Here is a 14,779-nt window from a genome sequence, read left to right on the forward strand (position 1 = left end):
TTATCATTTTACAGCGCTTAGTTAGCTGGTTTTTCCAGTAATTTGAAGAACTGGTCGAGCTGCGGCAGAATAACAATTCTTGTTCTGCGGTTAGCAGCACGGCCTTCTGCAGTTTCGTTGGAAGCAACAGGTACATTTTCGCCTCTACCCGCAGCTGTCATACGCGCAGCAGGTATCTGATACTGGTTCTGCAGGATACGTACTACCGAAGTAGCCCTTTTCACACTCAGATCCCAGTTGTCAAGCAATACATTCGGACGATAAGGCACATTGTCTGTATGGCCTTCCACCATAAATTCAATGTCCGGCTGGTTGATCAGTACTTTGGCCACTTTACCCAGTACATCTTTTGCCCGGTCAGCTACCTCATAACTACCACTCTTAAACAGCAGTTTGTCAGAGATATCGATATATACTACGCCTTTTTCTACCTTGATGTTGATGTCTTTATCATCCATGTTGCCGACAGCTCCTTTCAGGTTCATTACCAGCTGCATGTTCAGAGAGTCTTTACGTGCAATAGCTGACTGCAGGTCCTTGATATAGGCATCTTTGGCGCCGATGTTGTCGAGAGATTTTTTGATACTTTCAGCCTGTGAACTGGAGATAACAGACAGCTCTTTCAGATGCTCCAGCATCTGGGAGTTGTTGGCTTTCAACTGTGTCTGCTGGTCCTGGAATGATTCCATCTTGTCTTTGTAAGCAGCAGTGGCCCTGGCGGCATCTTCCTCACATTTTTTACGTTGGCTTTCACTTGCCCTGTAAAGACTGTCCAATCTTGCGTTGCGCGCTTCAGACTCCCTTAATTTTTTAGGAGCAGAGCAGGAAGCCATGATGGTGATCAGCGCCACAGGTAAGGCTAAATGTTCAATCTTCATAAAACGAATTTTAAATAAAACTAATCTAACAAATTTAATATATAAAAATTGGCAGAGGTACAATGGAAGATGCACGAAAGTAACAAATAACAGGCCGAAGACAAGTGGTATTAAAGAATTCTAATTCAATTGCATTAATTTATTTCTACATATATCCATTTAACCATTGTAAATTCAACCCGTTGAACGGACCCATAAAAAAAAGTTAATATTATACAATAACTCAGTAACTTGGCAACCAGGCGTATATTGCTGTATCTATTTTCCATTAATTGCTGAAAATGTATGAGAAAGGGGGTTTCTTCGGGGCAACCAACGATAAAGGAAATTGCAAAAAGGCTTAATATCTCTGTATCTACTGTATCTAGAGCGTTGCATGATCATCACAGTATCGGGTTGAGAACCAAAGCCAGAGTGAAAGCGCTGGCAGCTGAACTGAATTATGAACGTAACCAGACCGCAGTTTTTTTCCAGCAGGGCAAAACCTTCACTATCGGCATTTTACTTCCGGAACTGTCTGAAGCCTTCTTTTCCAGTGCCATCAGCGGCATTGAAGATACTGCCTACAGCAACAACTACACTGTTCTGCTGGGCCAGTCGCATGATGATGAAGCCAGAGAAAAACAGATCATCCAGAGCATGAAACAACACCGCGTAGACGGCTGCATTGTATCTATTGGAAAAAACACCCGCAATTACGAACATTTTGAAATGCTGCGGCAGGCGCGTATTCCGGTCGTTTTCTTTGACCGCGTGCCCGACCTTCCCAATATCCACGCCGTTTCCTGTAACCTGGAATCCGGCACCATCCAGGCGGTGGATTTTCTCCTGAAAAAAGGCCACCGCGTTATTGGCATGATCAATGGTCCTGAACAACTGGTAGCCAGCAAAGAAAGAGCTACCGGCTATATCAAAGCCCTCCGCAAACATCGGCTCAAATATGACCCCGAACTGATCGTCAATGCCGACCTGACCGCTGCCGGTACCGACACTGCCATGGAATACCTTCTTTCTCTCAAACGGAAAGTGACAGCCGTTGTTACCTTCAACGACTATGTAGCCATGGACGCTGTACAATACGCACTCAAAAGAAAACTGGAAATAAACAAAGACATTACTTTCGTATCTTACGCTAACACTCCGGTAAGTGGATATACTGCCTTCCCTCCTGCTGCTTCCGTAGAACAATTCCCCTACGAGCAGGGACAGGCCGCCACCAACATGCTGCTATCACTCCTGAATGGTGAACATGCACTGAATGATTATACGAATATGATCATGGAGTCACAACTGGTTATACATAACCGGTAATATGGGTTAACCTTGGCGATAACCTTGCCACAGCAGGATACCGTGGCACAGGCTAATCGACCTCATTGTTCGCTGTTCTGTAATTGCTGCTTTTCGAGCTGAAATCTATTTTCTGTAATTGCACCACTATTTTAGAGAAATCTTTTTACATTCTGCATACGCAAACGCTTGCGTTATCCGCGCAAGCGTTTGCGTAAAACCCCCAAAAGTGCATTTCTCTCAAAATCCCTGTATCTTGTCTGCTGCTAACTAATTACACGTACTATGAATAGAACGATGCTATCCCTGATGGCACTGCTGCTGTGCTGCAGCCGCCTGTTTGCACAATCACCCACTCCGGCTCCCCTTGATTATCACGATGCCATGGAATTTCCCCTGATCGGTAAATATCATCAGGAACATAATTACAACCGACTACCAGCCAGATTTGAATCAACCGTCAGGCCAGCTGTATGGGCACTTAGCCGCAATGCTGCCGGCATCGCTGTACGTTTCCGCTCCAACGCCACCACCATCGGAGCCAGATGGAAAGTGCTGAACAACGCCTCCATGAACCACATGACTGCTACTGGTATCAGAGGCCTCGACCTCTACGCTCTCGTCGATAACAAATGGCAGTTTGTCAACAGTGCCATCCCCGACAACAGCAATCGCTCCGAACGTACACTGCTCAAAAACGGAGAAACCACCTGGCGCGAATACCTGCTTTTCCTCCCACTCTATGATGGAGTAGATTCGCTGTCTATCGGAGTGAACACCGGCGCCTCCATCGAAAAACCCCAGCAAACACTACTGTCCGATAAAAAGCCAATAGTATACTACGGCAGCAGCATCGCACAGGGCGGATGCGCTACCAGACCCGGTATGGCTTACACCAATATACTTGTCCGCCAACTGCAACGCCCGATTATCAACCTCGGTTTCAGCGGCAATGGTATGTTTGAATCCGCTGTAGGCGAAGCTATCTGCGAAACAGACCCATCGCTGATTGTTATCGATTGTAATCCGAATACAGTGCCCGAACAGATACATGAAAGAGCTGTTAAACTTGTACAACAACTACGCGCCTGCAAACCACAAATACCCATACTCCTCGTAGAGAACTACATGTACGAAAATGGCTATTTTGAAAAGGATGTCCGCGAGATTGTATTCCGTAAGCGAGCAGAACTCAGAAAAGCCTATGATGAGCTACTCAAAGCCGGTGTCAAAAACCTTCACTACCTGAGCGGAGAAGGCTTTCTCGGAGAAGACCACGAAGGAACAGTAGACGGCGTACACCCTACAGACGTAGGCATGGAACGTTTTGCTGCACATATACTCCCTACCCTCCGAAAACTGATCAAAGAAAAATAAGATCAGGAACATCATTCAGCATTATAAATCATCACAATTCCTGTTTAATGAATGTTAAAATTTACCCGCCGGCTATAGCTCCCTCATCCACTGGGATATAAGTCCGGCAATGCGTTTCGCAACAAACCCTGCTCTACCATCAAATCCTTGCCCGGCAAGGATTTTGAGCTTTAATCCATACAAATGCCCGAACTTTAGGTTACATAAAATCCATTCATCTACAAAAATCTTAAGATTATGAAAAAGATGATGATTTATCTGTTAGCCACAGGAATTGGAGTGTTTACAGTTGTTCCGTTACAGACAAGCCTGGCAGCCCACCGTCACAGGACTAAGGAAGAAAAACGGGAAGCAAGAGCAGAAAAGAAAGAAGCAAGAGCAGAAAAAAGAATGGCTAAAAAAACAGGAATGCCAATGGAAGAAATGCCGACGACTACCACCACCAACTACAACACTATGTGGTATCCGCAGGCAGCCTTGCCAGTAATGGAAGACTATATTCCTTCCGACATAGTGAATAGCCTTAAAAACACTTACGGGTCCAACCTGTACGATATCACCAGCATGAAATGCAGGGATGGCAGCGATTGTTATACAGTTCGCGTTATCCAGAATGGTGTTGTACAGACTATCGTAGTAAATGCATCTGGTAATACCGTAACACAGTAAACAGTATTAATCATTTTCCACTCAATAACCTGGCAGACACCTGCCAGGTTATTGTTTTTTACCCTCCCTGTAGTTTTCTCGTTTCCTTATTATTTAGTTTATATATTAGGCGCCAGTATTTTATTTTAAACCCACGATAGTGAAAAAGAAACTTTTTGTACTCGCCAGCCTGGTCCTCTGTTTTTTCAGCGCTGTAGCAGCTCCCCCAGACAGCGTACGGATCAAAGGCATACCACATCCCTGCACCTGGATCAATCCACCTAAAAACTTTGAAGTCACTCCTGAAGGACTGTCCATCACCGCAACACAAGGCACTGATTTTTACAATTATCCCGGCGGCGGCTATAACATCGCCACCGCTCCTATCCTCGTTTTTAAGCCGGATAAAGACTTTGTGCTCACGGCCAAAATAAAGGTGGATTTTAAAAAGATGTACGACGGCGGAGCCATCTATGTCATGGTAGATTCTACCCAGTATATCAAATTCCTCTTCGAAAACAGCCAGTATGGCACGCTCTCTGTTTGCTCTGGGGTTACCAATACCTACACCGACGACAGTAACAATGCCGTGACTACAAAAAATGAAGTGTATTTCCGGCTTGCAAAATCCGGTAATTTATACGGACTCTTTTATTCTCCGGATGGCCAGCGCTGGGAAGCGATACGCCTGGTGAATTTCGTTCCCAAAGGACCGGTAAGCATAGGCTTTTCTTCCCAGTCTCCACTGGGCGAATCCTGCACCAGTATTTTTTCAGAGATCGTATATACCCCGGGAGCCTTTAAAAACCCGAAAACAGGAGATATGTAATATCTACTGACGAAAAAACTTAAAATAAGAAAAGACGCAAAAGGCTTTCCTGAAGCCCCTTGCGTCTTTTCTTATTTTATTGCTTTATACGCCTATTTCAGATGCGCGTCAAAATAATCTGTGATCTTCTGCATCAGATGTACCCTGTCTTTACCCAGCACATTGTGCAGATGACCGGGATACACAAAATAATCTACCTGTACTTCATTGTCCACACAGGCTTTCAGGAAATCGATAGAATGTTGCCATACTACTACATCATCATTGGTACCATGTATCAGCATCAGATGCCCCTGCAGATTTTTGGTTTTGGTCAGCAGATTGGAATTGGCATATCCTTCCGGATTTTGTTGCGGTGTATCCATATAACGCTCGGTATACATCACTTCATACATGCTCCAGTCTATCACCGGGCCACCAGCCACGGCTGCCTGGAATACGCCAGGGTGGCGCAGCATCAGGGATGTTGTCATAAAACCACCGAAGCTCCATCCATGAACACCCATTTTCTGCTGGTTCACATAAGGAAGTGATTTGAGATAAGCAACGCCTTGCAGCTGGTCATTCATTTCTATAGTACCCAGTTGGCGGAAGGTTGCCTGTTCAAAGGCCATTCCGCGGTTGGCGCTGCCACGGCCATCCATCGTAAATACAACATACCCGCGCTGGGCCATGTATTCATACCAGAGGTTGCCGCTATAGGGGAAAGTATTACGGATCAGTTGTACGTTCGGACCGTTGTAGAGATACACAATCACCGGATACTGACGGGTACTGTCAAAGTTCACCGGCAGGATCAGTTTACCATAAAGCGGAGTGCCATCGTCTGCTTTCAGTGTCACCTGGCGGATTTCAGGACGCTTGAAATTTTTCAGCGGATCTGCCGCCTGCAGGATGGGTTCTTCATACTTGCCGTTAAGCGCAGTAATAACGGCCGCTGAAGGCATATCTTTAGAACTATAGGCATCCAGTACATAATCACCATTGCTGCTTACCTGTGTGTCATGCCAGCCGGCAGCCTTGTCCAGGCGGCGTAGTGCCGCTGACTGGAGATTGACTGCATATACATGTTTTTCCATAGGACTTTCCTTCGCTGCGGTGATGATCACCTCATTGGAGGCTGTATGATAACCCTGCAATTCATTCACTACCCACGCTCCTTTGGTCAGCTGTTTTTGTAGCTTACCGGAAGTATTGTACAGATACAAGTGCGTATAGCCGTCACGGTCACTCCACCAGATAAACTGGTCCGGCTTGCCGGGCACAAAGCTCAGTGGGTGAGACGGATGTACATATTTAGGGTCTGTTTCTTCAAAAAGTGTCTTGATCAGTTCTCCGGTGCCGGCACTGTATTGATTGAGCCATAAGTGATTCTGGTCCCTGTTCAGCAATGCCACATATACCGATTGCTGGTCGGGAGCCCAGGTAACACAGGTAAGATAATGATCAGCTTCACCACTTGTTTTCAGGAAAACTGTTTTTTGGGTGGAAGGCTGATACACACCTAATGTTACTTCATGCGATTTACCACCTGCCATGGGATACTTGATAGTATTGGCATGTGCCGGGGTAACTGACCAGTCCATGATCCGATAGTCGTTGACCATACGCTGGTCCATGCGGTAGAAAGCTACGAGGTCCCCTTTGGGAGAGAAGAAGATTCCTTTGTCGATACCAAACTCATCGCGGTGCACACTTTTCCCGTTGACGATATTGATATCTTCATCCCGGGTGATAGTCTGTTCCTTTCCATCTGCGGTACGCAGGAAAAGATTATTGTTAACCGTATATGCAATCTGGCGGCTTTGGCTGTTGACAGTTATATTTTCAGCGCTGGCGGGCAAGGTACACCATGTCTGGAAAGTCATCCTGCCGTTTTCCGGTTTTCCGGTATACAGGATATTACCGATGCTGAACCAGGCGGTGTTGTTATCCAGCCAGTGTAGTGCGGGCAATGTCCGTACAGGTTTTGTGAAAGCGAGTTGCTGATTGAGAGAAGACAAGGTAAGCAATGTGTCTGTGGCGGGAAGGGCTTTTCCTCCCAGCACTTTGTATTTTACCCATGTCTGGCTGCCATTGGCAGCGACAACTCTGGTGTAGGCATTTTCACCAGGCACCCATTCAAATTGTTTTAATCTTTCCGGCGCCAGCTCCGCACGAAGTCCGTTGGTAGCCTGCGCCATAGTGTATGTTTGTTGCTGAGCATAGGAAAACTGTATCCCACCTGCCATGCAACCTGTCAAAAGCAATAACAATCCTCTTTTCATCCTTACATTTTAAGGTTCCAAATGTAAAGAATTAAGGGGTAAGCACCATCCGAAAGGGAGTTATGCGGAGAAATAGCTGGATAAAAGGGACCTATCCGTTGACAAGGTTACGTTGTATCCATTCCCTTTCTTCAGGAAGCAGATATTCGGCCCTTTTTTCCGTAATCCAGGAAAATGTTCTTTTCACTTCACTCTTGGCAGTACGGAAGCGGAAGAGGAATTCCATTCCCAGCATCAGGTCTGTAAAACCATTTTTGAAGTTTTCCAGGGAGAGCCGGGGGCTGCTGCGTCTTTTGGATAACAGTTCAGTGATACGGGTGATAACAGCCTGGATAGCGCTTTCGTCGGCATATTTATAAATAGCCTCCATCGCTTCAAATTTAAGCTGTCCGCGGAGCAAACACCGGGCGTAAAACATGGCTTCTTTTTCCTTTTCTATGTCGGCGATAGTCGCAAAAGCCAGCCCTTTTACATCCTGGCGGGGATGCTCCAGCAATCTTTTCAGTGCCGGCAGGCTTTTACGGGTGGCAACTTTATGCAACAGGAATGTAATATAATATATATCATATTCATTTACAGTCCGTTTCAACAGATCCAGCGCCCAACCTTCCACCTGAGGATTATGGCTGCCTCTTAAAGCCAGTAAAGCGGAACGGCGTACATTATTATTGAGAGATAAAGTATTGTTAAGCAAAGGTTCCAGATTCATGTAACCCGGAATAGGCAGGCCGCGTTCCAGGTCTTGCTGGATAGCGGTGATCATATCGGCATCCTGCTCGATCCGCAGGCGGTCCAGCATAAAACGGATTACTTCCGGATCATTGGTATTCCTGGAAAGCTGGATAATGATATAACCGGCGGCGCGGCGTTTTTCTTTATCGGTTTCTGTCTGGATGTATTGATACAGAATGGGAATATATGCATGGTTGGCTAGTTGTTCGGCTTCCCGAAGGGCCTGCCAGCCGATTGTTGGGGCGTTATTTAACTGGTCCGAGCGGTCGCATATACGTGTGACGAGGTTAGTGAGATAATCATTCATCTTCAGTTATTTTGATCTGCTACCCCTCTATTTTCAATTATCATACCAACCTGAACAAAAAGCGTGAAAAGGGCGACAGGAGGGACTTCAACAATTAACAGTTTTATGTTACATTTGCCCCTGTATTTTTTGGACTGGTTTTGATACTGACATAGAACGTAAAGCATGCACATATTACTCAAAAACGTAAAGGTTATAGCACCTTCCTCCCCTTTTCACGGGCAGCAAAAAGACATTTCCATTCAAAACGGCATCATTCAACAGGTAGGTAATAACCTGGAAGATGCACGTGCAACAGTGATTTCAGGTGAAAATCTGCATGTATCTGCGGGCTGGATGGATATTTTCGCTCATTTCTGCGATCCCGGACTGGAACACAAGGAAGATCTGCATACCGGTGTAAAGGCTGCTGCTACAGGTGGATATACCACTGTGATGGTAGTGCCCAATACGCAACCGGCACTGCATACCAAACCACAAATAGAATATGTGCTGAGCCAAACCCGCCATGCCGCCGCCACTGTGCTGCCAATTGGCGCCGTTACCAAAAATCTTGAAGGGACAAGCCTCGCAGAGATGTATGAAATGCAGCAAACCGGCGCCGTAGCCTTTTCCGACGGTCTCCGGCCCATTCAGTCTCCCGGCCTGCTGCTCAAAGCTTTACAATATATCAAAGCCTTCGACGGCACCCTTATCCAGTTGCCCGACGATCAAAGCATCTCAGCTCATGGCCTCATGCATGAAGGTATCTATTCCACACTGCTGGGTATGCCCGGAAAACCAGCCCTGGCAGAGGAGTTGATTATACAGCGAGACCTGGAACTGGCTAAATATGCCGATTCCCGTATACATATCACCGGCGTGAGCACCCGCAAATCCGTGGAACTGATTGCCGCCGCCAAAGCAGCCGGTATAAAAGTGACCTGCTCTGTAGCCCCCTACCACCTGTCGCTCACCGATGCGCTGCTGGTAAACTATGATGCCCATCTGAAGGTTAATCCGCCCCTGCGCAGCGAAGACGATGTGAAAGCTATTCAGGATGCCATTTTACATGGCACTATCGATTGCTTTGCCAGCCACCACATACCACAAGAATGGGACGCCAAACAGGTGGAATTTGAATACGCCAAAAATGGCATGATCGGTCTGGAAAGCAGCTTCGGCGTTATCAGGCAATACCTGCCCCAATTGCCACTTGAACAATTGATTGCTATGCTTACTGAAAAGCCCCGTGCTATCTTTAAACAGCCGCTGCCAGCTATCCAGGATGGCGCCGCTGCCAACCTCACCATCTTCGATCCGGCAGCAGAATGGAAATTTACCCGGGAGCATATCGCTTCCAGATCAAAAAATTCGGCTTATATTGGCAGCGTACTGAAGGGCAAAGTAATTGCCACTGTGAACGGTCCTATTTTTCATGTCAATAAATAACCTTTATGCAACAATCATCGAATCCCGGTATTAAATGGGGGATTATTTCCGGTTTAGTCCTTATTCTTTTGAATGTTATTTCCTGGGTAGCTGGCTCCGACGTCCTGTTTGCCTGGTGGAACGGTATTTGCCAACTGATACTGTTTATTGTCTTCGGCGTATTGGCTGGGAAAGAACGCAAAAAACAAGTCGGAGGATACATTGGCTTCAAAGATCTGATCAAGCCCGTGTTCACCACTTTTGTGATCGGTTTGTTAATGATATCTGTATATCAATTTGTTCTGTACAAACTGATTGATCCGCACCTGTCCGAAACAATGAAAGAGCACACACTGGCAATGACAGAAAGAATCCTGAGCCGCATGAAAGCTCCTCAGGAAGAAATCGATAAACAGCTGGACAGTATCAATGCCTCCGATTTCTCTGTAACTATTACCAAATCCTTGATGGATTATCTCAAGTCAGTCACTTTTTATTTCGCTATAGCTGCGATCATATCGCTCATCCTTCGTAAAAAGGCACCAGAGCAGCAACATGTATAATACTATTCTATTAAGATGAACATATCCGTAATCGTTCCTTTAAAAAACGAAGAAGAATCACTTCCTGAATTGGCCGCCTGGATTGAAAGGGTGATGCAGGAGCACCGCTTTACCTACGAAGTATGGATGGTAGATGACGGTAGCACCGACGATTCCTGGGAGGTGATACAGCAACTGGCCGCTAAGAACCCCCATATCAAAGGCATCAAGTTTCAGCGCAACTATGGTAAGTCCGCCGCCCTCAATGAAGGCTTCAGTGCCGCCCAGGGCGATGTTGTCATCACCATGGATGCCGACCTGCAGGACAGTCCGGATGAAATTCCTGAACTGTACCGAATGATAGTGGAAGACCGCTATGATCTGGTAAGCGGCTGGAAAAAGAAACGTTACGATAATGCGCTCACCAAAAATCTGCCTTCCAAACTATACAACTACACCACTACCCGCATGAGTGGCGTGAAGCTGCACGACATGAACTGCGGCCTCAAATCCTATCGCAAAAAAGTGGTGAAGTCTATAGAAGTATACGGTGAAATGCACCGCTACATCCCCGTTATCGCCAAATGGAACGGATTCCGAAATATCGGGGAGAAAGTAGTGGAACACCGGTCGCGCAAATATGGTGTCAGCAAATTCGGATTGGAACGCTTTGTCAACGGATTCCTCGACCTGGCCTCCATCATGTTCATCAGCAAGTTCGGGAAACGTCCCATGCACCTCTTCGGTGCCCTGGGATCCCTCTTTTTCTTCTTTGGTTTTATCATCGCCTTTTACCTGGCCTTTGCAAAAATCTTCCAGGATCAATATAACATGACAGACAGGCCTATCTTTTACCTGGCACTCCTGTTCATGATCATCGGTTCCCAACTGTTCCTCACCGGCTTTATCGGAGAACTGGTCACCCGCAATGCTCCTGAAAGGAATGCTTACCTCGTGGAAGCAAGATTGGATAAATCAAGTTGATAATTCGTAATTTTTTTAAATGGTCCGGACCAAAAAGAAAATACTCATAGTCGGCACAGCCTATCCTTTCCGGGGTGGGCTGGCTGCTTATAATGAACGACTGGCAGAAGAACTGCAGCTGACCGATGACGTGGAAATATTCACTTTTACGGTGCAATACCCTGGCTTCCTGTTTCCCGGCAAAAGCCAGTACTCCACCGATCCTCCTCCCAAACACCTGCGGATCACCAGACTGATCAATTCCGTCAATCCACTCAACTGGCTCATGGTAGGGCGCAGGATACGGAAAATGAAACCTGATATTATTATATCCAAATACTGGTTGCCTGTAATGGGCCCTTCCCTCGGAAGTATCCTGCGGCTGGGCAAACGCGGCAATACAAAAGTAATCGCGGTGCTTGACAACGTGGTACCTCACGAAAAACGCCCCGGCGACGTGGCTTTTACCAGGTATTTCCTCAAGCCCGTAGATGCCTTCATCGCCATGAGCCAATCCGTGCTTGACGACCTTAGGGTATTTGAGCCACATAAAAAAGCTTCGCTGATTCCTCATCCGATATACGACAACTATGGTACAGCAATATCTAAAGAGGAAGCACGTACCCGGCTTAAACTGCAGCCCGGCAAACGATACATCCTTTTCTTTGGCTTTATCCGCCAGTACAAGGGGCTGGACCTCCTACTGAAAGCCATGACCGACGAAAGGATGAAAAAGCTCGATGTACATGCAATCGTGGCCGGAGAATACTATGAAGATGCAGCCCCTTACGAGCAACTCCTGCAGGAGCTCCAACTGGGCGATCGTGTGCTTATGCATACCGACTTCATCCCTACCGATGCAGTAAAAAACTATTTCTGCGCTGCCGATCTGGTGGTACAACCATACAAAAGCGCCACGCAGAGCGGTATTTCCCAGATAGCCTACCACTTTGAGAAACCCATGGTGGTAACCCGTGTAGGCGGCCTGCTGGAAATGGTACCCGATGGTGTGGTGGGCTTCCAATGTGAGCCAGACCCCGCTTCCATAGCTGAAGCCATTGAAAAATATTTTATGGATAACCGGGAAGCAGACATGACCGCTGCACTGCAACAGGAAAAACTAAAATACTCCTGGTCCCGCCTCGCTAAAGAAATTCATACATTAGCGGAGCAATGAAGAAGCTAAAAACAGCTGCCAGCAGCTAAAAATATTACAACATTGATCTACAGAAGTAAAGCACCATTACGTATAGGCCTTGCCGGTGGCGGTACAGACGTTAGTCCGTATTCCGATCTCTATGGCGGTGCCATCCTCAATGCCACTATCTCCCTCTATGCACGCGCTTCCATAGAACCGCTGCCTAATGGGAAAATTATTTTTGAATCTGCAGACAGAAAGGAACAACTGACCTACGATGCCGTATACCCGCTACCGTTAGACGGCAAACTGGACATCCTCAAAGGGGTTATCAACAGGGTATATCAGGACTATGGCGGACTCCCTTCTTCCGGATTTAAACTCACCACCTATGTGGACGCTCCCCCAGGCTCAGGGCTGGGTACCTCCTCTACGCTGGTAGTGGCCGTGCTGGGTGCCTTTGCCGAATGGCTCAAATTACCACTCGGAGAATACGATATGGCCCACCTCGCCTACTCTATTGAAAGGGAAGACCTGAAGCAGGCCGGTGGCAAGCAAGACCAATATGCGGCGACTTTCGGCGGTGTCAATTTTATGGAGTTTTATGGAGATGATAAAGTAATCGTCAACCCATTGCGTATTAAAGAAGTACATCTCCATGAGCTGGAAAACAATCTGGTACTGTTTTACACTTCTACCAGCCGCCTGTCTTCCACTATCATCTCTGAACAGCAGAAAAATGTGACCGACAAAAAGGACGACTCCATCGCAGCCATGCACCACCTGAAAGAACAGGCCGTCATGATGAAAGAAGCCCTCCTGCGCGGGACCATCGATAAAATAGGGGAAATCCTCGATTACGGCTTTGAATACAAAAAACAGATGGCCAAAGGTATCACTAATCCCCAGCTGGACGAGATCTACAATGCAGCCCGTAAGGCGGGCGCCAGCGGTGGTAAAATCTCCGGTGCCGGCGGTGGTGGCTTTATGATCTTCTACTGCCCCAAAAACACCCGTTTTGCAGTAGTAGACGCACTCAGCGGCTTTGGTGGTGATGTAAAACGTTATACCTTCACCCACCATGGTATTCAAACCTGGAGTATGTGACCTTAAAAAGTATCATTATGAAAGCTAAAATCGCCAATACCATCCGGGAAAGCATTGCTGTGAAAGAAGCCATCTGTCAGGATGAAAGGCTGTTAAGTACAATAGAACAGGTTGCAGAGCTAATAGGCCTCAGTCTGAAAAAAGGTAATAAAGTGCTTTTCTGTGGCAATGGCGGCAGCGCTGCCGACGCCCAGCATCTGGCTGCCGAGTTCTCTGGCCGTTTCTATAAAGATCGTGAACCACTCTATGCTGAAGCGCTCCACTGCAACACATCCTATCTCACTGCTGTAGGCAACGACTATGGCTATGATCAGGTATATGCCCGTATGCTCAGAGGCATAGGCCGTGAAGGCGATGTACTCGTTGCCCTCTCTACCTCCGGCAATTCCGCCAATATCCTCGAAGCCATAAAAGTGGCCAAAGAAAAGGGCATGGCCATCGTCAGCCTGACCGGTGCCACCGGCGGGAAAATGAAAGATGGCAGCGACTACCTGATCAATGTGCCTTCAACAGATACTCCCCGTATCCAGGAAGCCCATATCACGGTAGGCCATATTATCTGTGAACTAGTGGAAAACAATCTGTTCGGCGAATGACTAATGAGTGTATCGTATTAGCTGGCGGTCTGGGCACCCGCCTACGCAGCGCTGTAGCCGATAAACCTAAATGTATGGCGCCCATCGGCGACAAACCTTTCCTCTATTTTCTATTGCAATATCTGCATCAGCAAGGGATAGAACATGTGGTCCTTTCCCTGGGCTACCTGTCAGAACAGGTGATCAGCTGGTGCCGGCAAACACCACTCCCTCTACGTATATCCTTCAGCGTAGAGCAGGAGCCATTAGGCACCGGAGGCGGCATCGTACATGCTCTGCCCCTGCTGGAAGGTGATAAGGTATTTATCGTGAACGGCGACACTTTTTTTGACGTGGACCTCCAGGCTATGGCTGCCTTCAACGCCACACAACACTGTCCGCTGACGCTTGCTCTTAAACCCATGCAGCAGTTTGACCGATATGGCAGCATAGAACTGGGCCCTCAAAATAAAATACTCGCCTTCAGGGAAAAACAATACTGCGACCAGGGACTGATCAACGGTGGTATCTACTTCACCAGCGCCAGCTTCCTGAATAGTTTGTGCCTGCCCGTAAAATTTTCATTCGAACAGGCTGTCCTTGAGCCACAGGGCGCCGCAGGACAGATCAACGGCCATATCAGCGATACCTATTTCATCGATATTGGCATTCCTGAAGACTATTCAAAAGCAATCCACCATTTTACTAAACTATAA

General features: G+C 47.1%; 14 protein-coding genes. 11 read left to right on the plus strand and 3 right to left on the minus strand.

Translation table 11 applies throughout. The annotated features are described in order from the left end of the window. Positions 1-17 precede the first annotated feature (17 nt). Positions 18-878: an OmpA/MotB family protein gene (locus tag DF182_RS02555; RefSeq protein ID WP_113614112.1), complete on the minus strand. Its 861-nt coding sequence runs from the start codon at positions 876-878 to the stop codon at positions 18-20. A gap of 285 nt (positions 879-1,163) precedes the next feature. On the opposite strand from DF182_RS02555, the gene DF182_RS02560 reads away from it, so the two are divergent. The 4 genes from DF182_RS02560 to DF182_RS02575 all read left to right on the plus strand — a co-directional run bounded on the left by DF182_RS02560 (position 1,164) and on the right by DF182_RS02575 (position 5,022). Continuing rightward, positions 1,164-2,189 carry a LacI family DNA-binding transcriptional regulator gene (locus DF182_RS02560; protein ID WP_113614113.1) on the plus strand — a complete coding sequence of 342 codons (1,026 nt, stop codon included), beginning with the start codon at positions 1,164-1,166 and terminating at the stop codon, positions 2,187-2,189. 264 nt (positions 2,190-2,453) lie between these two features. Then, positions 2,454-3,545 (plus strand): SGNH/GDSL hydrolase family protein, encoded by a 1,092-nt coding sequence (locus tag DF182_RS02565; RefSeq protein WP_113614114.1) that lies wholly within the window; start codon positions 2,454-2,456, stop codon positions 3,543-3,545. A gap of 237 nt (positions 3,546-3,782) precedes the next feature. After that, positions 3,783-4,214, plus strand: a complete 432-nt coding sequence (locus DF182_RS02570; RefSeq protein ID WP_113614115.1) for a hypothetical protein — start codon at positions 3,783-3,785, stop codon at positions 4,212-4,214. Between the two features lie 139 nt (positions 4,215-4,353). Next, the gene (locus DF182_RS02575) at positions 4,354-5,022 is read left to right on the plus strand and encodes a DUF1349 domain-containing protein (RefSeq protein WP_161964030.1); all 669 of its coding nucleotides are present in this window, start codon (positions 4,354-4,356) and stop codon (positions 5,020-5,022) included. Between the two features lie 92 nt (positions 5,023-5,114). Here the strand turns inward: DF182_RS02575 and DF182_RS02580 are convergent, their stop codons facing one another. Then, positions 5,115-7,289, minus strand: a complete 2,175-nt coding sequence (locus DF182_RS02580; RefSeq protein ID WP_211327034.1) for a S9 family peptidase — start codon at positions 7,287-7,289, stop codon at positions 5,115-5,117. A 91-nt stretch (positions 7,290-7,380) separates the two neighbouring features. Beyond that, on the minus strand, positions 7,381-8,328 hold the full coding sequence (locus DF182_RS02585; RefSeq protein WP_113614118.1) for a hypothetical protein: 948 nt from the start codon (positions 8,326-8,328) through the stop codon (positions 7,381-7,383). Between the two features lie 165 nt (positions 8,329-8,493). On the opposite strand from DF182_RS02585, the gene DF182_RS02590 reads away from it, so the two are divergent. From DF182_RS02590 to DF182_RS02620, 7 genes are read left to right on the plus strand one after another with little or no spacing between them, the layout of a single operon-like run. Next, positions 8,494-9,759, plus strand: a complete 1,266-nt coding sequence (locus DF182_RS02590) for a dihydroorotase (protein ID WP_113614119.1) — start codon at positions 8,494-8,496, stop codon at positions 9,757-9,759. 5 nt (positions 9,760-9,764) lie between these two features. Continuing rightward, entirely contained in the window at positions 9,765-10,301 is a 537-nt protein-coding gene (locus DF182_RS02595) for a DUF4199 domain-containing protein (protein ID WP_113614120.1), read from the plus strand. A 15-nt stretch (positions 10,302-10,316) separates the two neighbouring features. Beyond that, a complete protein-coding gene (locus tag DF182_RS02600) occupies positions 10,317-11,264 on the plus strand; it encodes a glycosyltransferase family 2 protein (protein WP_113614121.1) in 948 nt (315 codons plus the stop codon). Between the two features lie 19 nt (positions 11,265-11,283). Next, positions 11,284-12,420, plus strand: coding sequence for a glycosyltransferase (locus DF182_RS02605; RefSeq protein WP_113614122.1), 1,137 nt, complete (start codon positions 11,284-11,286; stop codon positions 12,418-12,420). A 42-nt stretch (positions 12,421-12,462) separates the two neighbouring features. Next, positions 12,463-13,488 (plus strand): GHMP family kinase ATP-binding protein, encoded by a 1,026-nt coding sequence (locus tag DF182_RS02610; RefSeq protein WP_113614123.1) that lies wholly within the window; start codon positions 12,463-12,465, stop codon positions 13,486-13,488. A 17-nt stretch (positions 13,489-13,505) separates the two neighbouring features. Next, positions 13,506-14,084: a D-sedoheptulose-7-phosphate isomerase gene (locus tag DF182_RS02615; RefSeq protein ID WP_113614124.1), complete on the plus strand. Its 579-nt coding sequence runs from the start codon at positions 13,506-13,508 to the stop codon at positions 14,082-14,084. After that, the gene (locus DF182_RS02620; protein WP_113614125.1) at positions 14,081-14,779 is read left to right on the plus strand and encodes a nucleotidyltransferase family protein; all 699 of its coding nucleotides are present in this window, start codon (positions 14,081-14,083) and stop codon (positions 14,777-14,779) included. The genes DF182_RS02615 and DF182_RS02620 overlap by 4 nt, the downstream gene beginning before the upstream one ends.

Source organism: Chitinophaga flava, assembly GCF_003308995.1.
GTDB classification, from domain to species: Bacteria; Bacteroidota; Bacteroidia; order Chitinophagales; family Chitinophagaceae; genus Chitinophaga; species Chitinophaga flava.

Coding starts and splice junctions, on each gene's coding strand:
- DF182_RS02620 (WP_113614125.1), top strand. CDS start 14,081: ATGACTAATGAGTGTATCGTATTAGCTGGCGGTCTGGGCACCCGCCTA.
- DF182_RS02555 (WP_113614112.1), bottom strand. CDS start 878: ATGAAGATTGAACATTTAGCCTTACCTGTGGCGCTGATCACCATCATG.
- DF182_RS02605 (WP_113614122.1), top strand. CDS start 11,284: ATGGTCCGGACCAAAAAGAAAATACTCATAGTCGGCACAGCCTATCCT.
- DF182_RS02600 (WP_113614121.1), top strand. CDS start 10,317: ATGAACATATCCGTAATCGTTCCTTTAAAAAACGAAGAAGAATCACTT.
- DF182_RS02590 (WP_113614119.1), top strand. CDS start 8,494: ATGCACATATTACTCAAAAACGTAAAGGTTATAGCACCTTCCTCCCCT.
- DF182_RS02570 (WP_113614115.1), top strand. CDS start 3,783: ATGAAAAAGATGATGATTTATCTGTTAGCCACAGGAATTGGAGTGTTT.
- DF182_RS02580 (WP_211327034.1), bottom strand. CDS start 7,289: ATGAAAAGAGGATTGTTATTGCTTTTGACAGGTTGCATGGCAGGTGGG.
- DF182_RS02560 (WP_113614113.1), top strand. CDS start 1,164: ATGAGAAAGGGGGTTTCTTCGGGGCAACCAACGATAAAGGAAATTGCA.
- DF182_RS02595 (WP_113614120.1), top strand. CDS start 9,765: ATGCAACAATCATCGAATCCCGGTATTAAATGGGGGATTATTTCCGGT.
- DF182_RS02565 (WP_113614114.1), top strand. CDS start 2,454: ATGAATAGAACGATGCTATCCCTGATGGCACTGCTGCTGTGCTGCAGC.
- DF182_RS02615 (WP_113614124.1), top strand. CDS start 13,506: ATGAAAGCTAAAATCGCCAATACCATCCGGGAAAGCATTGCTGTGAAA.
- DF182_RS02585 (WP_113614118.1), bottom strand. CDS start 8,328: ATGAATGATTATCTCACTAACCTCGTCACACGTATATGCGACCGCTCG.